Here is a 20,788-nt window from a genome sequence, read left to right on the forward strand (position 1 = left end):
TTGAGAACTTCGATGACGATCCTGACTGAAAAACCAGATGTCATAGAGCCCGACAGTGATGAGTCTGCTGCAGTTCTACTGACGTCGCACCAAACACTGCTGACGGCCCCTGGTGGACCGTTTGAGCTGAAACCAGAGCTGCGTCAGCTGTGTGCGCTGACCAGCGATGGGGTTTTGTATGTGTCAGCTCAACATCAAACGGATGCCTATGTCATGGCATTCGAGGACCAGCTGGAACACGAAAATCACCACTTTGAGGTCAAGGTCTGCTCGATGAGCACGATCAAGGCACTCTACCGCGCCAATGATGATGCAAATGGTAAAGCACTATCGGCGACTGAGACGAAGCGCCAGGCCCAGGTGGTGCAGCTTTTAGGAGAAGCCCACCGGCGCAATGCCAGCGACGTCCACTTTGTCGTAGGTCACGATATCACTCGAATCTTCTTTCGCATCCACGGGCTCTTGTGGGAGGCAGAACAGCACCAGAGCCAGGTGGGCATGGAGCTCTGCTCGTCCCTCTACAACAGCATGTGCGATGTCGCGAAAGACCACTACCAGCCGCAGGTGAGCCAGGACGCCAGGGTAAAACGCGCCTATGTCGACCAACTCGGTTTGTTCGGTGCCCGAGTCGCCACTCGGCCGCTCGTAGATGGCCCTCTGATGGTTTTGCGTCTGCTGTATGACGACAAAACCAAAATGACGCTTAGTGATCTCGGTTTCCTGACGCAGCAAATTGATGCATTCAGCCGCATCCGCAGCTTGCCTTATGGGGTGAACCTGATCACTGGACCCACCGGTTCCGGCAAATCGAAGTCGCTGCAGGTAAACCTGAACCTTTTGCACGAAGAGTGCGGTGGAACAAAACACATTCTGACGATGGAAGATCCACCTGAATATCCACTTCTCGCCAATCAGTCACCGCTGGGCGCCGGTGAAACCTGGAATGACGGTATCACCAATTCCATGCGACTCGACCCTGACATTCTCATGTATGGGGAGATCCGGGACCTTGCATCAGCACAAGCGGCTTTCCGCGGCGGTATGACTGGTCACCTGGTGCTGACGACACTGCACACCAACAACGCTGTAGCAGCTCTTCAACGACTGATCGACATGGGTGTAGACCGACACCTGGTTACTGATCCTGCACTGATGACAAGCGTGGTCAATCAATCCCTCTTGCCCGTGCTGTGTTCCCACTGCCGCGTCCCCGCACGCGAGCATCTCGGGCAGCTCAACAGTGCGCTGGTGCAGCGCTTGCGCGATCTGGAAGCGATTGATGAGACCTACCTCAAAGGATCGGGATGCCCGCATTGCAAAGGCTTGGGCATCACCGGTCGCACGGTGGTTGCGGAAACTTTGCTCACCGACCTTGAGTTCATGCGCGTTTTCAATGGGCAGGGTGCAAGTGCGGCACGTCGCCACTGGGTCAAGGAAATGGGCGGTATAACCAAGACCGCACACACGATCATCAAACTGAAACAAGGCTTAGTAGACCCCCGCCACGCCGAAATGACGGTGGGGCCTTTGGACTTTGACAAGCAAATCCTGGAGCTCGCTCATGCTGAGTGACTTCAGAGCAATGCTGAATCGTTGGGCAGAGACCTTCTATGCCAAGCAGTTTGGCAAAAACGAAAGAATCCAGTTCTACGAGAGCCTGATGGGCATCCTTGAGGATGGTGTGTCGCTTGAGGACGCGCTGCATACGGTGGCAAGAGCGTTCAGCGATAACGGCCAGAAGCTACATCCGGTATCCCTTGCATGCAGGGATATTGCGCAATCGGTGAAAGGCGGGAAATCCCTGAGCATTTCCTGCGAAGGCTGGGTTCCCTATGACGAGAACTCTCTGATCGCTTCCGGGGAAGACACCGGCAACCTGGTGCAGGCATTTCGGGACTGCGTGAGGATCATCGAAGTACGTCAGCGGATTAGCAAACTCGTGGCATCAGCCACAGTTTTCCCCTCCGTGGTGTGGAGCGTCATGGCGGCATTGCTGTATGTGATTGCAGTGTGGATGGTGCCCTCCATGACACGACGCTCCAATCCCGAGGCGTGGACCGGCGTGCCGGCCTTCCTCTACGCCCTATCGAATTTCGTGACCCACTACGGACTTGTGACGCTGATAGCTGTGATTGTCTTCATCCTCATATCGATAGTGACTCTCCCCGTGTTTTGCGGACTTCAGATCACGGCCGCCAGCCCGTCGTGGAAGCTGCAGTTGAACAAGCTGCTCCAGATCCTGCGAGTGCGAGCAGAGAGGCTCCCGCCTTGGTCAGTCTACAAGGCACTCCACGGTTCGATCTTTCTGCTCAACATGGCTGTGATGCTGCGCTCCGGCATCAACCAACTCGATGCGTTGACCTCTCTTCAACGCAATGCCTCTCCATGGTTGAAAGAGCGCCTGAGCGCCATTCATTACGGAGTGAGCGCCGGCAAAAACTTCGGTACCGCATTGAAGCTTGCGGGTCATCAATTCCCAGACCCCATGGCGATGCATTTTCTGGAAGTGCTCGCCACCCGCAAAGGCTTCGCTGAGTCGATGGAACGGTTTTCCAACCGGTGGCTGGAGCAAACACTTCAGCGCGTCGAAGCCATCGCCAAATCTCTTATCGGCATGTCCTCCATGGCCATGGGGGTCATGATGATTCTGGTAGTGATCGGGATCTTCCAGTTGGCCGGCAATGTGACTGCAACGCTTTAAATCAAACCTAAATGAGGTACTGGAAATGCCAACAAACACTCCAAACAACCAACGCGGATTTCTCTCCCTGGACGGGATGTTCTGGTTGATGCTGATCGCGGTGGCACTTGGTTTCATCGTGTTCATGGGCTACAGAACGTTCGGCAGCTCGGACGTCACCATTGAACAGAGCAATCTCGGCACGTTGCTGAGCAATACCAAACGACTGAAAAGCACCACGGGTTACGCCACGGCAGGCACCAACTTGGCGCCTTCTTTGATCAACCTCGAGGCAACTGGCGGCATGAGCATCAACGGTAATGCCCTGTCCAACCGCTGGAACGGCGCAGTGACCGTAATGAGCAACGGCATGACCTTCACCATCACAGAATCCAACCTTCCGAAAAATGCCTGCATCACCCTTGCCTCGAACATGGCCAAGGACAAACAGACAACGACGGCGATCAATGGCGGCACTGCAATTGCCGGCGAAATCACTGCGGTGGCAGCTGCGACCAGCTGCTCCTCGGACGCCAATACCATCGCTTGGACTTCGTACTAAGGAACTCAGCGTGAGCGTGATCTCTGATGCTGAATTTGTCGACCTGTACCTCGGCGATGGATTTGCCGACGCCAAAGGTCTCCCTGGGCAGGCACGAAGGGTTGAAGCGCCCGCCGAATGGCGGGCAGACCTTGAGCGCTTACGGGCGCAGTGCGAAGAAAAGCACAAGGCAACCCAGGATCCAGAGTTCGCCCTAATTGAAGATGGCGTCGTCCTTCGTGTAACCCAGTTGCTGGATTTGAATGGCAAGCCTGTGTTTGTCGTAAGCAAATCCTCAGTCCAGATCCGTCCATTGGACATGCTGGGTCTGCCCGACTATCTGCAGGACGCGCTGATGAGCGACACGGTTCGCGGCCTGATATTTATTTGTGGGGAAATGGGCACAGGGAAAACCTCAAGTGCTGCATCACTGGTGAAAGCACGTCTCGAGGCCTGGGGAGGCATTTGTGTGGCTGTAGAGGATCCTCCAGAACCATTTTTGAATGGCAGGCATGGGAGTGGGCGCTGCATTCAAGTTCCGGTCTCTCGCCGGATGGGGGGATACGAGGAAGCGTTGATCCTAGCGCTGCGCACAAGAGCCGATTTCCTGTTCGTGGGAGAAATTCGCGACAGCTCGACAGCAGCACAAGTAATTCAAGCCTCGATCAATGGCCATCTCATTATCAGCACAGGTCATGCCGGCAGCGTTACTCAAGGCATTGAACGTATATCAGCCCTGGCTCAGCCGTTACTCAATAACGCCCGAGAGCTGCTCTCCAAGGGGTTGGTGGCTGTTCTTCACCAGTCCTTATCAAGTGGCAACGAAGGAAGTCGTCGATTAACCCTGCAGAGCCTGCTTTTCACAGGCGATGACGGACCGGGCATCCGAGAGAAAGTCCATGCAGGAAAGATCACGATGCTCGATCACGACATCGCTCACCAATCATCAAGGAGTCTCTGGAATGACCAGTAGGATCAAGCAGCGGGGCTTCTTGAGCTTGGACATGGCGATCGGATTGGCCGTTTTCTCCGTTGTCGCCACTTTGGCGATCGCATGGCAAATCAAGCAGATGGATTCTCAGGACTATCGAATTGCGGCTGATCAACAGAGAACCATTTCAGAGGCATTGGCCAAATATCTGAAGGATAACTACAGCGTGGTGCTGGCCAACGCGGCAGCAACCGTACCGGTGCAAATAACCGTTCCGATGCTCGTCAACACCAACTACCTTCCTGCAGGTTATAGCCCCACTAACGCCTTTGGGCAGACCATTGTCGGCCTCGCCCGGAAACCCAACGCCAATCAACTGGAAGTGATTGTAGTTACTACAGGTGGGCAGACGATTCCTGAAATGGGTATTCGAACCATCGCTGAAAATCTCGGAGGACCTGGTGGGTTCATCTCTTCTGCCAACCCGAACATCGTCCAGGGCGTGCGGGGTGGATGGCAGGTAGCACTAAGTAACTATGCTATAGCTCCTGGCCCAGGACATACAGCTAGCGCACTTTTTCTTATGGATGGAGCGTTGGCCAATGACTATCTATATCGAAACGCAGTGCCCAATCATCCAGAATTCAACACGATGAATACTGATATCACGATGGGCAACCACAATATTAACAACGCAGGAAGTATCACAGCGTCAGGCAACATAACAGCTAACGCCGACATTACAGCTCGAAACGTTATCGCCACAGCCAATGTTAATGCCGCTACTGCAACCATTACCGGTGATACCAGCACAGGTGGTTGGTTCAGAACACGTGGTGACACAGGCTGGTACAGCGAAAAATGGGGAGGCGGGATTTATCAAAATACCCCCAACTGGGTCCAAGTTTATAACGACAAAAACTTTTCAACCGGAGGTGAACTATGGGGTGGAAAGATAACCTCGACGGGCAAGATAACGGCCTATGATCGCATTCAAACAAATGAATATTTGTCCCTGGGAGGCATAGCTACCGAGGGGCAACAGTGCAGTGACCGAACCCTTCTTGCAAAAAGCGCCGCGGGAATAACGTTGTCCTGCGAACAAGGCTTATGGAAAAGACCAGGTGGGTGGGAATTCCAGCTGATCCAGGGCACCTGCCAGGCGCCTGCCAGAGGAAGTGTGACCTGCTCCCTTGGCGACACTACATGGAAGTCATGCTCTTTAACTGGCGCTTTTGGCATCGGGGATAGTGAGACTGGGTACATCTTCAGAAATGCAAGTGGATGGTTTCTCTCCACATCTCGACTTTCCTGGCCAGGTCTTTTCTATTGGAGCTGCTTCAAATAAAGCATCCATTTATAAAATTTCAAAACGTTTTATACCTATGTTTATGGGGATTATTGCAGTGCAGACGCTTGAGAATAACGTTGAGTATAGTGCTGGAGAATTACAGACCTGGCTAAGCACCCGAAGCAGGATATGCTCAACTGTGCTATGGCGTCGCGCACTAGAAGGAAAAGAGGCATTCGAGGTCGGCGAGTTCACTTACAAGTTACAACCAACGGCCTCTGGTCGTTATTTAGTAAAAAAGATTGCCACTATGGAATTAATCAATCCACAACGCAAACCAATGAGCATCAAGCGAGCCGCAAAGTGGACTGTCATTGCGCTTGGCCTAGTAGGAATTTGCTTAACATTGATTATCCTCACGAAATAGTTTTGCTATTGACGCGTAGGTGGTAACAACCACCGTTCTGTGGATGGAGCTCATATCATGACAATGCAATGGCTCGTTTTGATGATTGTGCTCATTGCCTCCAGCATTTTCATGGAGAACCAACATCAGGACCAACGTACATCCGACTACGCTACCCTCGACTCGCTGGGTCGCGGCTTTCTGGTGTACCGATCTGCCGCTACCGAATATGCCCAGGCCAACCCGGGCTTCAGCGGGGTACCGAGCGATTCTGCGCTCAACCTACCTGGGTGGTTTGTGAAACCTGTGGGCGTAGGTTCTTACATCTCATCAGGAACGGCCTATACTTATTTTGATGGGGTTGCACCGTCAGGCTTGCCTTCTGTGCTGGTAGACCTGACAAAGACCACTACCGTTGGTTTAAAGCGTTCAGGAATGCTGATTTCACAGATAACTGGGGCGACCGGTATAGCAATTCCGTCCCCTGTTCCCGAAGGTGCGGTCGTCGCCGTCAATTAGTCTGAGTCGACCGACTTTGAAAGGCGCCGGGTTGCATAAGCTCCGGCCTATCAACATAATGATCACAACAACGTTTCCACCCCGTTGGCTACTGGCGGTCATCAGTAGCGCCCGGTGATGCGGCTTGCCTCATCACCAACCCCAAAGCACGCATAGCTCCGGGAAGGGCGTGCGGACCTGGTTCAGAGCTCTCCCTGTGTCTCCCTGTTCAAGCCAGACACGCAGCCGTCTAACTCGTGAATTGCGAGTTCAAAGGCACATAGGGCTCTGTTGAGGTTCGAAGCACCGTAGTCTAAGGGCCACACTGGTGTTGTGGCCCACACTTTTTAAAGCTCACACAATAGGTAGCCTGATCATCTTGCAAAGGATGATCAGGCTACCTATTGGTAGCTGCTTTTCCTTGCCGGTGGCCCGCCGGCGAAACGCAGGGCTCCCTTTGTGCGCGGATGCGTGCCTTATGCTAGCTGGCCTCAGCCACGATAATCGGCCAGGTGTTGGAAGTAAGACGTTTAGATCACAGCCCAGGGATCAACAACGCCTTCACCCCGCACAGGTGGTATTTTTTTCTTAAAGACGCTACTTACTACATCCGAGAGTGACTGTTGACCCAGCTACTCTCGGTAGCTTCTCCTGTCGACCTGAATCTGCTTTGCCCTCCGCGAAATATCCCTCTCCGCTTGACACATCACCATCCCCCCTTCGATGATATGGACGTGCTTTGCTGACGTCGTCAGCATCATGCCCAGGCAGTCAGGATCTTGAAGACTGCGACACGATGTTAGTGTCAGATCCGCCCAAGACCGCTGAGCTTCTGGTAGCGCGGTCGGTCGACAATCGTCGATGGAAGCACCTTATGAAACTCACCTCGCGGGGAATCACTTCCCCAACGGGGTCAGTGGGTTCTCCGCATTCAACCTGCAGGAGAATCACCATGTCCAAACATGCTTATGGCTTCGGTTTCGCGCTTGGAACCATCACGCGACAGTTTCTGCGTGCGGTAAAGAAAACCAGCGCTGCGCCCACAGCTATCCATACCAAAGCAGCTCCGTTGCTTCCACCGCCCTGCGTACCTGAGCGTCTCGTACGTGAGATGGATCATGTACCGGCAATAACTCGTAAAGGTGTCGACCTGAACCTTTGGTACGCGGCTAACACTCGAGTGGTCGAAAAGCCTGCCCGGAAACCGCGTAAGAAGCCAGCTGCACGCTCGTTGGTGCCAGCAACTTGCTAAGTCTGCGCCCTTCGCCTCTGTAGGGAGCCTTCCCAATGGGAAGGTTTCCTCAGAGTTTTAGCGGTAGGGGCTTGACAAGCGACAATCGTATTTCCATGATCTGCACATGTATCGCTGACGTCGTCAGCAACATGCCCAAGTAGTCTGGATCCGCAAGACTACGATGCGATTTTCCGCATTGATCCACTCCCAAGATCGCCATAGCTTCCGGTAGCGCGATCAGTCGACTTAGTCGATGGAAGCACCTTTCCCACCCATGACGGGCCTACCCCGTCAGGGCAGGCCTCTCACTTTTGGAGGTCTGATGAAAACTGAACTGGCTCTCTACCAAGCGCTGATCTCGATCAACGTCCCGGAACAGAAAGCTAACGCTGTCATTGAGGCTTTGGAGACCGACATGCTCACGCTACTCGCCACTAAAGCTGATATCACTGCTATTCGTGCTGAAATCGCTCAGCTCGAAGTAAGACTCACCATTCGCATGGGCGTCATGTTGTCAGCCACCACTGGTGTGCTGATTGCTGCTATGAAACTCCTGCACTAAGCAAAACCTTATCTCTACCACCCTCGCGGGGAATACTTTCCCCCAAGGGCGAAGTGTTTCTCCGCTTTCTGTTATTTCGAAACTGGAGAATCACCATGAGCACTAATCAATCCAACGAAGCAAAATTCTTCGACCTTCACACCACTGGTATCGGTTATCTCAACCGTATCCGTGAAGTGAAACCTCGCGGCAAAGGTAAGCCATTCATGGCAGTTACCGTTGCGGCACTACGCGGCTCGATGGATGATGCCGAGTATTCCTATATCGACTGCAACGTGGTCGGCGCTGAAGCTGAAAAGCTGATTCGTCGCAGCCAAGCAGCCGTTGAAGCCGGAAAGAAGGTCCTTGTGAGCTTCCGCATCGGTGATATCTGGACCGACGCATTTACCTACGAGAAAGGCGATAAAAAAGGTCAACCTGGAGCAAGCCTCAAGGGACGCCTGTTGTTTATCGGCTGGATCAAGGTGGATGGGTTAACTGTCTATGAAGCCAAACCGAAAGACTCTGCCGAGCCCCTTCCTGCTCAGCATGGTGCTGCTGGAGATGATTCGGATGACGGCCAAGGACAACCAGAACCTGAACAACGTCAATCTGCATAATTGAAATCATGGCGCCCCCTGGGCGCCTTTCAATATTCATATCGAAGGGAACGCCTCCCTTCGGGATTGGTGATTTCCGGACACTGGAGATAAACCATGATGAATCCTCAACGACTGCCTCTGCTGACCGAAATCGGTCTTTTAGCTGCTCAAGCTAGTGTTTACAGCGAGCTGGATAAACTACTTCCGAGCAACCCGGCGCTCGATCCCGATGATGACCCGCGCTACACCCTTACTACTGATCTTTGGTTAGCAGTTTTGGATGGGGTTATCACACTGGCAAAGATGGACCATCGAGATGACTTCACTCCCAAAAACAGCCCACTGTTAACGGAGTACGGACTTCTCAAGGAATATCGAAGAGCACGCTGGGAATTGGAAGATGAGCTTAACCACCCCGAGTATTACTAAATCGCCAAGTAGCGATAGCTGACTCTCACGCTGATTCTGCAACAGCATAACCACCCAACGGGAAACCATCTCCCGAACGGGCCAGGTGGTTTTCGCACCTGGAGATAAACATGCAAACCACCACTAACCTCGTGTCGTCTGACTTGCTCAAGCTCCCGGTCGTTTTAACACCTCGGGCCTGGCAGGAAGCGGTGCATATTGAAAACCCACAGGATGCAAGTGTTGTCAGTGAGCGACTGGGCGAAGTTGTCCTGGAGGCCTACCGAGAACTGCATTTGCAACCTGACAGCACACAGATCCATTTCGGCCTCTATCGTTTATTGCCTGCCGGCAATAGCGCTGATCGGGTCTGGCTGGACCTAAAACTTGACCGCATAGAATCACCGCCAGGCGTTTTCTATCTGTACATCTCACTCAAGGAAGAAACTCATACTTCTTGCCCGTAGTCCTTCGACATTCACAGCACTACCCAAAGCCCGACATCTGTCGGGCTTTTTTCATTCGTAGCAGTGTGGAGCTGCCCATGATCAACATCCCCGGCCAACTGGCCATCCGTACCATCAGCGGCCGTAATGGCGAATTCAACGTCGGACGGCTCTCGACCTCTATCGGTGAGTTCGTGATCAAAGACGCACTCCTCGATCAGTACGATGAAGGCAAATACCGAGGCGACTTTCTGATAACGGAGATCCGTCCTTCGTATTACTCCACAGCAGGCCGCCTGGTCGTTGAGATCCGTGCAAAGCTGGAAAGCATGAGCCTCGACGACGTCGACAATCTGACACCAGAAGACGCCGCCAGGCTCTCGCCAAACGAGCCTGACCCTATGGATGAAGAGTCTTCCTCCAACCTCTCCAAACCAGTGCAGCGGAATAATCCGCCCGCAGTACCGACCTCCAATAAACAGGTATCAGAAGAGGATGCCCCGTTTGGGATGACCCCGACCGGCGGAACCAACGACCTCGAGGCAGATGCCGAGTTGTTCGGCACAATCTGGCCTCTGAGCGATACAGTCAGGCTGGACACAACTGTTGATCGTCAGCAGCTACGCCAACAGTGCAGTCGACTCTCTGAGCTCGGCTATGTACACAACTTCAAACTGCAGGTATGGAATATCTCCAATACCTGACGAAGCCCGCGATACGCCAAGCCAATCGGCACAACCCATGAGGGGCTCCCTCCTGGGCGCTCCTCGACTCAGCAGGAGCAGCACATGAATCCAATCTTCAATAACCTGACCCAAGAAATCCTTGAAAACATCGAAGATCAGCTCGCCAATAACGAGGTATCGACGAATGAGGAGCTTTGGGACTTCTTCGTAGAAGAGCTCGAAATGACGGCAGAACAAGCCGATGCCGCCGTTGCCCTTCGCCCCAAATACCTAGGGCAAATTTTTCTTACTGGGCACAGCCCTCTATTTCAAGACGAGACGGTCTCGTTTGACCCAAACGAAAAAACGTTCAAATCGGACAACCTGCTGTTTCCCAAGCAATAACAATTACTGCTAACACCCCCGAGGGGCTCACCGCCCCTCCGGGCGGGTTCCCTCTCCATTATGGAGGTTCCCATGCCCAGCCCTACCCCGCTCTTCCCAATCGAGGAGTGCAATGATCTTTTCGTCGACGCTTGCGCGTGTGACGAACAACGCAACCTGGTGTTCCTTTCTGCATGGGGTCGAGACACGGCGCTGCAGGAGTTCCTGGCCAGGCTGACCCTCGGCACGACAGAAGATGGTCTAAGCCAGTTTCACATCGTTGTAGATGGCCAAAGTCTTCCTGTCTTTCCCAACATCGATCTGTTGGAAAAGCGCACCACGCGACAATTGCGCGGTACGTTATTCGGCAGCTTGATTCACCTCTGGTTGTTTGACCGACGCTGCGTACAGCCGGATCGGGCCAACCACTTCGCCTACGCCCTTCTTGAGAACGGGCAGTCACCTCGTCAACGGCTTTGGCCGTTGATACAGGACACCTGTCCATTACCGCTACTGCCTCATTGGCAGGAGCAGGTAATGGGGTTGCTCACCCAACACGACATGCTGCAGCTGTTACCTGGAACGTCCGGTGCTGTTGCGGCATGGCGTTTGTCGTTGCAACTCGACGTTCTCGAAACAGCCCTAGGCGAGCTCATTCGCCAGGGGCAGCTCTCAACCCACGCTCAGTTTGAGCATTGATCCAGGAGCCTCACCATGGCTTTGATGTTCCCACGATTGGCGCGCAACTTCGCTCGCAATGGCTACTACCCCACTGACGAAACGACGCTGGAACTCACCCTACAAGCGTTGGCACCATCCCCAAGCGGGAAGATGCGGATCTTCGATCCCTGTGCAGGCGAAGGCGCTGCCTTAGCTGAAGCTGCTCATGCACTCGGCCGTAACCGCGTTGAGACCTACGCAGTCGAGTATGACCAGGAGCGTGCCAAACACAGCAAGACACTGCTGGATTGCGTGCTGCACAGCGACTTGATGGACACCATGATCAGCCGCCAGGCCTTCGGCTTGCTCTGGCTCAACCCGCCCTACGGTGACCTGGTCGCTGACCATGCAGGTGCATCTCAGTACCAAGGTAACGGCCGTCGGCGCCTGGAGAAGATGTTCTATCAACGGACGCTGCCACTGCTGCAGTACGGGGGAGTCTTGGTGCTGATTGTTCCGCACTACGTGCTGGACGATGAGCTATGTGGTTGGCTATGCAATCACTTTACTGAACTGCGGATCTACAAAGCCGCTGATCCAACCTTTAAACAGGTAGTGATCTTCGGTATACGAATCCGCCGGCAGGACCTCGCTCGACCGCAAGAGGTCAAAAACGTACGCGCACGCTTTCAGGCGATCGGTGCCGGCACACTGAGCGCGGAAGCGTTACCAACCAGTTGGCCACGGGAGCCCTACAGGGTTCTCCCGGCATCCAACGAGCTGGAACACTTCTACCGTATCAGCCTTGAACCTGAACAGCTCAGCGAAGAAATCAAAAGACTTCGTGGCATGTGGCCTGACTTCACACTGCACTTTGGTCAAAGCGGCGCTCAGCCGCGACCTCCCGTGAGGGAGCTGTCGCGCTGGCACTTGGCGTTGGCATTGGCTGCCGGTGCGATTTCCGGCGTAGTGAAATCCAAAACCGGCCGAGTCTTGGTACTCAAAGGCGATACCTACAAAGATAAGGTCCGCAAGACCGAGTTCACCGAAGACCAGGACGGCAACGTGTCCGAGGTAAGGATCCTGACTGATCGTTTCGTGCCCATCATTCGGGCATGGGACATGACGCCAGGCTCTGCCAACCAAGGCCGCGTGATCACCATCAGTTCGTCGGCGGATACGCCGCATGAGCCTGATGAGGCGGTGACACAGCCAACACTGACCCCACCACCACGAGTGACATTTGAACCTGGCCGCTTAGTGCTGACCCAGTCAGTGCACCACCTGATTGAGCATGGACAGCTCGATCCAAGCACTTACTTGCGACGGCATTTCTCCGGTGACTGGGGGGAACTGCCCAAAGAAGACTGGAGCAGTAACCAACGGGCTCTGACCTACGGGGATCGATTGTTCTCCTGTTATGACATATGCGCCGGCGATGAGACCCGGCTCTGGATCATCACCGAAGCTGACCGCAGTGCAACAACCGTGTTGCTGCCATCGGACTACTGACCCACCACGCCAACCTGGCCATCCGTTAACCAACCCGCAGGGTATTCACCATACCCGTCGGGGTGTCGTGCATGCCCTGTTTCGTTCCTATTGGAGAAACACTCATGAACGACCTATCCCAAGTCTCTGTATCGCCCTTGGCCATCGGCCTGACTGAGTTCATCGACGAATTCGGTGATGAATTATTGGACTCCCTCAATCGTTCTAACCCACCGGTTTATTCCGGCAGCATCAACGAAGCCCATCAACGGGTTATGAGCGAACTCAAACGCCAGCCGTTCCCTGCTCAAGCTGATGTAGTGCAGGCCGTTGCAGCTTTATTGCTAGACCGCAACGAGCAGGCAGCCGTTATCAATGCAGAAATGGGCACTGGGAAAACCATGATGGCCATCGCAGTAGCCGCTGTCATGCACAGTGCGGGCTACCGCCGCACTTTGGTGGTTTCGCCTCCACACCTGGTCTACAAATGGCGACGGGAGATACTCGAAACCATCCCAGACGCACGCGTGTGGGTTCTCAATGGACCCGATACGCTGGTTAAGCTGATCAAGCTACGTGACCAACTGGGGGATCCTTACGATGGCCGTAAAGAGTTCTTCATTCTCGGACGCGTGCGAATGCGCATGGGGTATCACTGGCGTACGGTATGTTGGCCACGTCGCGCCAGCGGCGGATACAACTTCGCAGGATGCCCCGACTGCGGACGCCTTCTGGAGGTCTTAGAAGGCAACCGTGTGACTGTCGAAGAGTTTCACCGAGAGGAACGCCGTCGGAGCTGCCCTTATTGCCAAGGACAACTCTGGACGCTGATGCGCCCGGGCAAAGCCGACAACGGAACTCGTCGTGCGACCATACTAAAATCGATGTGTCGGATTCCGACTATCGGTCCAGTACGTGCGGACAAATTGCTGAATGACTTCGGGGAGGACTTCCTCGCCTCGATGCTGATCGACAACGTCAGCGAATTCATCAATCTGATGGACGCCCAGGGCAATTTCATCTTCAGCGACCGCCAAGCCAAACGCATGGAGCGCGCCATGGCCAACATTGAGTTTGGCTTTGGCGAGGGCGGTTACCAACCCACCGAGTTCATCAAACGCTACCTACCAGACGGATATTTCGACCTGCTGGTGGTGGATGAAGGACATGAATACAAAAACAGTGGCTCGGCCCAGGGTCAAGCCATGGGTGTATTGGCAGCGAAAGCACGTAAAACCGTGCTGCTGACAGGCACCCTCATGGGTGGCTATGCCGATGATCTGTTCTACCTCCTGTTCCGAATACTTACCCGGCGAATGATCGAGGACGGTTACAAACCAAACGCGCGCGGAAGTATGGCTCCGGCCGCGATGTCATTCATGCGCGACCACGGCGTATTGAAGGACATTTACACCGAGCGGGACAACGTGTCACACAAAACAGCCAAGGGAAAAAAACTCTCGGTGCGTACGGTGAAAGCCCCAGGCTTCGGCCCTAAAGGCATTCACCGCTTTGTATTGCCGTTCACCGTGTTTCTGAAACTTAAAGATATCGGTGGCAACGTGTTGCCGGCGTACCAGGAGGAATTTGTCGATGTCAGCATGTCTGCAGAACAAGCGTCGGCCTATCAGCAATTGGCAGGAAAACTGACGCAGGAACTTCGCCAAGCATTGGCACGTCGAGACACTACCTTGCTAGGGGTAGTACTCAACGTGCTGCTGGCTTGGCCTGACTGCTGCTTTCGACCGGAGATCGTTAAGCACCCTCGTAGCAAAGATACCTTGGCGTTCGTCCCCTCGATCTTTGCAGACGAGCAAATAATGCCGAAGGAGAAAGCACTGCTCGACTTTTGCCTCACGGAAAAAGCCAAAGGCCGGAAGGTTCTGGCCTATACCGTGTACAGCGGCACTCGAGACACCACCTCTCGCCTGAAACGACTGCTGGAGAAATCTGGTTTAAAAGTAGCGGTCCTGAGAGCGTCAGTGGATACCGCCAGGCGCGAGGATTGGATCCTCGACCAGGTAGACAGAGGTGTCGACGTACTGATCACTAACCCGGAGCTGGTCAAGACCGGGTTGGATTTGCTCGATTTTCCGACCATTGCGTTCCTGCAGACGGGGTACAACGTATACACCTTGCAACAGGCAGCTCGACGGTCATGGCGGATTGGGCAAAAGCAGCCGGTGCGGGTGGTTTTTTTGGGCTATGCGGAAAGCTCGCAAGTTACCTGCTTGCGGCTGATGGCCAAGAAAATTGCAGTATCTCAGAGCACGTCGGGAGACGTACCGGAGTCAGGTCTCGACTCGTTGAACCAAGATGGAGATTCAGTGGAAATGGCCCTTGCTCGACAATTAATTGCTGTATGACCTCAAGGCCACCTATGGGTGGCCTTTTCATGCCTGCAAGTCTAGACGATGCTTCCAGACAACATTCATGGGCTATAGCCAGACGACCCGAGGGTCCTTATAGGACAGGGGATGTGGTTTATCAGCGATATTTGGTACGTAGCTTAGCCAAGCCCTGCTTGATGTGCCCGGCGTTTTCACCGATCACGAATAAAGCGCCACGTACGTTATCACCAACCTCATTGAAACCTTGCTGCTCGCTTTGAAGAGCCAACTCCATCAGAGCCGCTTCAAGCGCAAGTTGATTCTCATACATTCTCTCGAGCAAATCCGGAAGTGAATATTCTCCTGACATGTACGCTACCCCGTCAAAAAAGAGCTAAGCATATCTGAAGGACGTTCATACGCGCCCACCGACGCAGCGGTCGAGTGAAATCGATCAGTTGCTGACGCATCAGTGGGTGTGGCGGGTTCTTGACACCTTGCAAGCCCCATGCACCGAGGCCACTTAGTAAGACAAACATAGCAAACATTCAGAGGACCCAGTAGTCAACTTTGGGAGAGTTGGTCACTGGGTCTGCGTCTCAGGAAATGAGTTTCCAGACCATTAAGCCTCAATGTGCAGCTACATTACGCAAGGGATGTCACTCTACACTCACCGTTACCCTGGCAAGGTTCGTCTCCTCGCAGATCTCGCGCAGCAGAACTAAGCCTTTCTCAAAGACCGCAGAGGGACGTGCGAGTGAAATGCGAATAAAGCGGGAGCTGTGAACACCACGCTCGTAATAAGCGTGCCAAAAAAAGTGACTTCCTGGGAGGCAATGAAAGCCGTGCGACATAAACTGTTTGATCAACTCTGCATCGGTTTTTCCGCTACCCGAAACATCAATCCACTCGACTGGCATCACAGTTGCACTATTGTCAGTAATACAACGGAAGTTAGTGTTAGCCAGTAAATCTCTGACTTTGCCACGCCGTAGTCCGATTTCTTGCATTAGAGCCTGCTCAAGACCAACTTCGGCCGTACGTCGAAACAAATCGACAAAAACGCCCATTACGAAGCGTGAATGGCACAGGTATATTTCTTCGTAGAATTTTTCCAACCCTTCGGCTAGATCTTCAGAATAGACGATCATACTCGACTTCATATCTTGGGTTGGCCAAGTCTTACCGGTGTCTTCGATTACTACGAAGGAGCCGCCAGCCTTCAACAGCGCGGCATAATCATTGAACGGAGCCTTGGCATAGAAGCGAAAGGTGGAGTCCACCACTAGCACTTTATTGTATCGCTGACAATATTCGGCTACAACTATGAACTGCTGTTCACGAATTAGATAACCGGTGGGATTATTAGGGTTTACCAAAAACAAAGTATCAAATGAATAGCTATCTAATAATTCTGCAAGCCGATTTTGGTCAATAGCTTCTATCATCAACTGTTCGTTGAGAGGTGAGACCTCACAACCTCGACGCTTAAGCATTAAGTAAAGATTGTCGAACGTGGGCTCAATCAGAAGTACTCGCGGAGCTCTTTCCGCAAGTAGTGTCGCTACAATATCGATAGAGTTCGATGCGGTTGGGGAAACTCTGAAATGTTTGTGCCGCAATAATTCACTGGAGTCCAGCAAGTTAGCCCACTCTCGCTTGAAAGACTGCTCCATATCCCGAACCTTGGTTTGATTGCAGTCGTGCCAGATGGTAGGCAATTTGTTGACAACGCCCTCCAACCCCCCTGGTAACTCATGATAAGCATGTCCGTCCGCAAAGCTGCAGGTCGAATTCAGGGCTAGATACTCATGATCGGTCAATGTAGTCAACATAACACCTCCTTGTGAACGTTTACCGCTAGGGCAACGTGATTTTCAGGCAGCCAACTACTCCGGAAAGGTTATTCCCGAACGACTCGAAGAACGGTACGAGTCCGTGAGGCATTGCCTGATAGATTTCCATTCCTTGGTAAAAGCGACGCAGATAGCAATACGTCACCGGTAGCCCCACATGGCAAATCGCCTGGGCTATAAACTGCTTTGGTACATTGTTGTAGGTCGCATTACAGTTAATGTAATAGGTGCTCAATCCACAGCGCTTAGCGAATTCAGCAACGCAGCCCAAAATATCCATTACTCGCTCTTCGGATTGCAGCAGACGGCCACCACCCTCGACGCCGTCAAGCAACATCCCGGGTGCACCTTCAATATCTGCTACAGCGATAAGATTAATACGGCCAATGCGCCGCCCTTGATACCAAACATATAGGCGACATAAATTCGGCTCTACCAAATACCCTGGAGCATTATTGACAGCGTAATCACCAATACCGGTACATGAGTAGAACTCATCGGAGCGGCTATAATCCTGCCATGGATTTCTATTCCAAGTACTAATAAAAACCCGCTGTCTTGACTGCCGATCTCTAAAACTTTCGCGATCATGGTCGTCGAGGTAAGTTCTGATACTTGCAATATGCTCAGGCATCAGCATTTCCCTGCTATCTTTGGGAAAAGCAGCATCTATCATCATTCGCAAACGAGCTTCGGTATACTCTATATTTCGATCGAATAGCGATTTGTTCCCGTAAACCAGGTTTTGCCGGGCAACTTTGTCGTACGTCGCTTCGATAGCCTGCCCTAGAAGTGTCCTAAAACGGGTGATACCTAATTCGCCGCCCCAATAGTCAAAAGTTGAAAACCAGACACCAGTATAGGAGTCGGCTATACGCATACGGGCGTTAACGAAGGCATGCTGTTGCTCAAACCATCTCTTGAAATCACTGATCCCCAACTGATAGCGCATGTTCTCGAGAGTTTTCGGATCCATGAAGCTCATATTAGAAATTATCGCGGAGACCAATCCACCGTCGAACACTCCGGGAGCATCTATATGCGATATCAAACTCGCCCCGTCCAACTCTTCAACAGAGGCCGTGACCGTACGAATTCCTACAACGTTTGGCAAACCATTGGCCAGTAGATAGTGGAAATAGTCAACACTTTCATCTAAGAGCTTGCCTAGTTGTTCATGTACCGACTGAATGCTATGTTGTGAAAAAACTGCATCGGCATTTTCCAGCAAGGCAACGGCGCCAAAACTACCATAACGAGCGTGCACATCGCAGACTAGCGCCACTAGCGCATTCAAGTCCGTGACCGGTATATGCCGATTATAATTCTTGATATGGATGAGTAAGGGGGCGCAGCAAGGGCCTAGTTCGTCCTTGTGTAGTAGCACACAGTCCATGACGGCTCGATAGTAAGCGACGCCTACCACATCAAGAATCGAGTCCAAATCATCACAAAGAGCAGAGTCGGAAGTACCGATCAGATAAGAGAGACCGCGTGCAGATTGATCCTTAATCGCTAGCAAAAAACTTACGAAAACCTGCATATCCAAGTGACGTTTGATCAGCGGGATCTTTTCTATCAAATAAGCCGCGACAAAAGCGCTATTGCGTTCCAACTCAAGAATGCTGGGCAAGAACCACACCCACTCCTCACTGCTAAGTTCAAGCACATGACAGTGATTTTTAAGTACATTATTGACCAACACATCATCACTAGCAGCAATCCGCGACAGTAATCCATCGACGGCAGTCGCAAGTTCGGCACCATGCAACTGCTCAAGACTGTTGATTGCAACTTCATAAGCATTTATGTAAGTAGCCAGTACTTCACGCATACGCCCCCCTAAAACCGCTCAGCGATCGTTCAAAAAAACCTGTTGATTAGCCGCTTGACCCGCTTCGCCGTCTTGGCAATTTTTGCGGCGACTAGTCGTATGCAGAACTCATTCTGAGCAGGGGACTATTGGGTCTGGTGACAAGTAAGAGCCGTACCATCAGCAGCAACAGCGAAAGTAGATGGCTGAAAATCAACGCCACCCACAGGCCGACTACCCCCTGATCCAGGTTGAACGTCAAATAGTACCCCCCTGCCACGCCGATCAACCAAGCGGTAGTGGTATTGATAAGGAAAGGCACCTTGGTATCCTCCAAGCCCTTTAGTGCTCCGAGCAGGATTACCTGAACACACTCAACGACGATGCTGAGAGCAGCGAGGCAAATAATCAGATTGAACTGGGTTAGAAGGGCAAAGTTCGATGAGTCGTTGACATTGAAGAACATTGATGCAACTAACGTTGAATCGAAAAATACTACTAAGGCGAAGGGAAACAAAAACAGCATGCTGACCATAGACGCCACCACCGTCAGCCTCCGAACCTTATGCACGTTACCCAGTGCATGCTCTTGAGCAACACGAATAGCGATGGCTTCTCGAACCCCTTCAACCAGCATGAAGACCGGGTAGATATAGGAAAATACCAGTTGTGCCGCTGCCAATTCCAACGTTCCAACTTTCTCCGTGAAGAGCATTAGCACGATGAACATCAGTGAAATCACCAAGCTATTTGCGGATAGCGGTAACCCCATCGCCAAGTATTTTTTTACCAAGGTTAATCGAGGCGCTGCCCACCCCGTGAAGATAGCGTACGCCTTGCCTGATTTAACGTTGCTCAATGAATAGAGCGCGATCTCCGCAGCTAGCATTCCCCAGCTAACTAGGGAGGTCGAAAGGCCCGCACCGTAAGCACCCAGCCGCGGAAAACCGAATTCGCCGAGAATTAACACGTAGGAAATCACTGCCTTAAATACGCTAGCAAATAGGGTAATGTAGAAAATAGAAGAGAAGTCAGAAACTGCCGCTGAGTGATCTCGCAGGACGCAGAACAAAGCTAAAGGCAAGATGGAGTACACCGCTCCTTGTGCATATTGATCAGCCTGCAAGGACACCGCCAGGTCGACATCGAAGGCAACTAGCAGACTACCAAGGTTTAACGTCACCAGAACAACTGGCAGGCTAAGTAGAAAGCACATGTAGAAACCATGTTGTACGTGTACCTCTACGGCCCGCTTATCTTGGAGCGCGTCATACTTGGCTGAGAAAACAGCGACCATGCCAATGACGCACAGGCAAATGACATTGGCGGCATCGAAAACAATACGAGCCCCTAGGCCATAGCCGGCGATTTCATCCGCACGAAAGCGCCCCATAAATACGGAGTCAACGAATGCCATCATACTTTCAATCAAATAAACGATCGAAAGTGGCACTGCTACTTTGATGATACGTCGACCTTCAGCAATCCACTGCATACCTTGCATCCTTCATTTAATTCAGCACAGACAAAAAACACTATGTGCTCACAAGCTGCTCCATCGGTCTCTCGCCGAAGTGAACAAGTCGACCTTTCCAATTATTGGTGGAAGAGAGTGAGACTCGAACTCACGACTACCAACTTAAATAGTTAGCGCCCAAGCCACCGGGCCTTCTCCCCCGCTATGCGCCTTGCTTCCCGAACGCAACCAGCTGCGACCGGGACCAAAATGGTGGAAGAGAGTGAGACTCGAACTCACGACTACCAACTTAAATAGTTGGTGCCCAAGCCACCGGGCATTCTCCCCCGCTATACGCCTTGCTTCCCGAACGCAACCAGCTGCGGCCGGGCGAAAATGGTGGAAGAGAGTGAGACTCGAACTCACGACTACCAACTTAAATAGTTGGCGCCCAAGCCACCGGGCATTCTCCCCCGCTATCAGCATTGCTTCCCGAACGCAACCAGCTTCGGCCGGACAAAAATGGTGATGAGGGCTAAATCTGAACTTTACACC

20 protein-coding genes and 3 tRNA genes are annotated in these 20,788 nt (G+C 52.6%); 16 read left to right on the forward strand and 7 right to left on the reverse strand.

The features are described 5' to 3' along the window. Positions 1–12 precede the first annotated feature (12 nt). From TU82_RS26435 to TU82_RS26500, 16 genes are all read left to right on the forward strand, one after another. A complete protein-coding gene (locus tag TU82_RS26435) occupies positions 13–1,572 on the forward strand; it encodes a GspE/PulE family protein (RefSeq protein WP_057726195.1) in 1,560 nt (519 codons plus the stop codon). Next, on the forward strand, positions 1,562–2,701 hold the full coding sequence (locus TU82_RS26440; protein ID WP_057726196.1) for a type II secretion system F family protein: 1,140 nt from the start codon (positions 1,562–1,564) through the stop codon (positions 2,699–2,701). The genes TU82_RS26435 and TU82_RS26440 overlap by 11 nt, the downstream gene beginning before the upstream one ends. A 25-nt stretch (positions 2,702–2,726) precedes the next feature. Then, positions 2,727–3,242, forward strand: coding sequence for a type 4 pilus major pilin (locus TU82_RS26445; protein WP_173667485.1), 516 nt, complete (start codon positions 2,727–2,729; stop codon positions 3,240–3,242). A 10-nt stretch (positions 3,243–3,252) separates the two neighbouring features. After that, complete coding sequence (locus TU82_RS26450) at positions 3,253–4,194, forward strand: ATPase, T2SS/T4P/T4SS family (RefSeq protein ID WP_008437359.1); 942 nt, start codon at positions 3,253–3,255, stop codon at positions 4,192–4,194. Beyond that, positions 4,184–5,500, forward strand: coding sequence for a shufflon system plasmid conjugative transfer pilus tip adhesin PilV (gene pilV / locus TU82_RS26455; protein WP_057726198.1), 1,317 nt, complete (start codon positions 4,184–4,186; stop codon positions 5,498–5,500). The genes TU82_RS26450 and pilV overlap by 11 nt, the downstream gene beginning before the upstream one ends. Beyond that, entirely contained in the window at positions 5,433–5,870 is a 438-nt protein-coding gene (locus TU82_RS28815; RefSeq protein WP_156421704.1) for a hypothetical protein, read from the forward strand. Before pilV ends, TU82_RS28815 begins: the two co-directional genes overlap by 68 nt. 57 nt (positions 5,871–5,927) lie before the next feature. Further along, the gene (pilM, locus tag TU82_RS26460) at positions 5,928–6,368 is read left to right on the forward strand and encodes a type IV pilus biogenesis protein PilM (protein ID WP_019818097.1); all 441 of its coding nucleotides are present in this window, start codon (positions 5,928–5,930) and stop codon (positions 6,366–6,368) included. A 1,535-nt stretch (positions 6,369–7,903) separates the two neighbouring features. Continuing rightward, positions 7,904–8,143 carry a hypothetical protein gene (locus tag TU82_RS26465; RefSeq protein WP_057726200.1) on the forward strand — a complete coding sequence of 80 codons (240 nt, stop codon included), beginning with the start codon at positions 7,904–7,906 and terminating at the stop codon, positions 8,141–8,143. A gap of 95 nt (positions 8,144–8,238) precedes the next feature. Next, positions 8,239–8,742, forward strand: coding sequence for an STY4534 family ICE replication protein (locus tag TU82_RS26470; protein ID WP_057726201.1), 504 nt, complete (start codon positions 8,239–8,241; stop codon positions 8,740–8,742). Positions 8,743–8,838: 96 nt separating this feature from the next. Beyond that, positions 8,839–9,153, forward strand: a complete 315-nt coding sequence (locus tag TU82_RS26475; RefSeq protein WP_057726203.1) for a hypothetical protein — start codon at positions 8,839–8,841, stop codon at positions 9,151–9,153. A 110-nt stretch (positions 9,154–9,263) separates the two neighbouring features. Next, positions 9,264–9,599: a hypothetical protein gene (locus TU82_RS28465; protein WP_072024072.1), complete on the forward strand. Its 336-nt coding sequence runs from the start codon at positions 9,264–9,266 to the stop codon at positions 9,597–9,599. A gap of 77 nt (positions 9,600–9,676) precedes the next feature. After that, positions 9,677–10,282 carry a DUF3275 family protein gene (locus TU82_RS26480; RefSeq protein WP_057726205.1) on the forward strand — a complete coding sequence of 202 codons (606 nt, stop codon included), beginning with the start codon at positions 9,677–9,679 and terminating at the stop codon, positions 10,280–10,282. 84 nt (positions 10,283–10,366) lie between these two features. After that, complete coding sequence (locus tag TU82_RS26485) at positions 10,367–10,648, forward strand: hypothetical protein (protein ID WP_057726207.1); 282 nt, start codon at positions 10,367–10,369, stop codon at positions 10,646–10,648. 72 nt (positions 10,649–10,720) lie between these two features. Beyond that, entirely contained in the window at positions 10,721–11,326 is a 606-nt protein-coding gene (locus tag TU82_RS26490) for a hypothetical protein (RefSeq protein ID WP_057726209.1), read from the forward strand. Positions 11,327–11,341: 15 nt separating this feature from the next. After that, positions 11,342–12,799: a DUF6094 domain-containing protein gene (locus tag TU82_RS26495; protein WP_057726211.1), complete on the forward strand. Its 1,458-nt coding sequence runs from the start codon at positions 11,342–11,344 to the stop codon at positions 12,797–12,799. Positions 12,800–12,903: 104 nt separating this feature from the next. After that, positions 12,904–15,144 carry an SNF2-related protein gene (locus tag TU82_RS26500; RefSeq protein ID WP_057726213.1) on the forward strand — a complete coding sequence of 747 codons (2,241 nt, stop codon included), beginning with the start codon at positions 12,904–12,906 and terminating at the stop codon, positions 15,142–15,144. A gap of 121 nt (positions 15,145–15,265) precedes the next feature. Here TU82_RS26500 and TU82_RS26505 read toward each other — a convergent pair whose 3' ends face one another. The 7 genes from TU82_RS26505 to TU82_RS26535 form a co-directional block, all read right to left on the reverse strand. Continuing rightward, a complete protein-coding gene (locus TU82_RS26505) occupies positions 15,266–15,478 on the reverse strand; it encodes a hypothetical protein (RefSeq protein WP_057726214.1) in 213 nt (70 codons plus the stop codon). Positions 15,479–15,767: 289 nt separating this feature from the next. Next, positions 15,768–16,943, reverse strand: a complete 1,176-nt coding sequence (locus tag TU82_RS26510) for a pyridoxal phosphate-dependent aminotransferase (RefSeq protein WP_057726216.1) — start codon at positions 16,941–16,943, stop codon at positions 15,768–15,770. A gap of 25 nt (positions 16,944–16,968) precedes the next feature. Further along, on the reverse strand, positions 16,969–18,798 hold the full coding sequence (locus TU82_RS26515) for a hypothetical protein (protein ID WP_057726221.1): 1,830 nt from the start codon (positions 18,796–18,798) through the stop codon (positions 16,969–16,971). 91 nt (positions 18,799–18,889) lie between these two features. Beyond that, on the reverse strand, positions 18,890–20,272 hold the full coding sequence (locus tag TU82_RS26520) for an MATE family efflux transporter (RefSeq protein WP_057726222.1): 1,383 nt from the start codon (positions 20,270–20,272) through the stop codon (positions 18,890–18,892). A gap of 109 nt (positions 20,273–20,381) precedes the next feature. Continuing rightward, positions 20,382–20,454: transfer RNA gene (locus TU82_RS26525), tRNA-Lys, on the reverse strand. A gap of 54 nt (positions 20,455–20,508) precedes the next feature. Next, positions 20,509–20,581 (reverse strand) — tRNA-Lys (locus tag TU82_RS26530). Between the two features lie 53 nt (positions 20,582–20,634). Then, a tRNA-Lys gene (locus TU82_RS26535) sits at positions 20,635–20,707 on the reverse strand. Between the last annotated feature and the right edge of the window lie 81 nt (positions 20,708–20,788).

The organism is Pseudomonas orientalis, from assembly GCF_001439815.1.
GTDB lineage: Bacteria > Pseudomonadota > Gammaproteobacteria > Pseudomonadales > Pseudomonadaceae > Aquipseudomonas > Aquipseudomonas orientalis.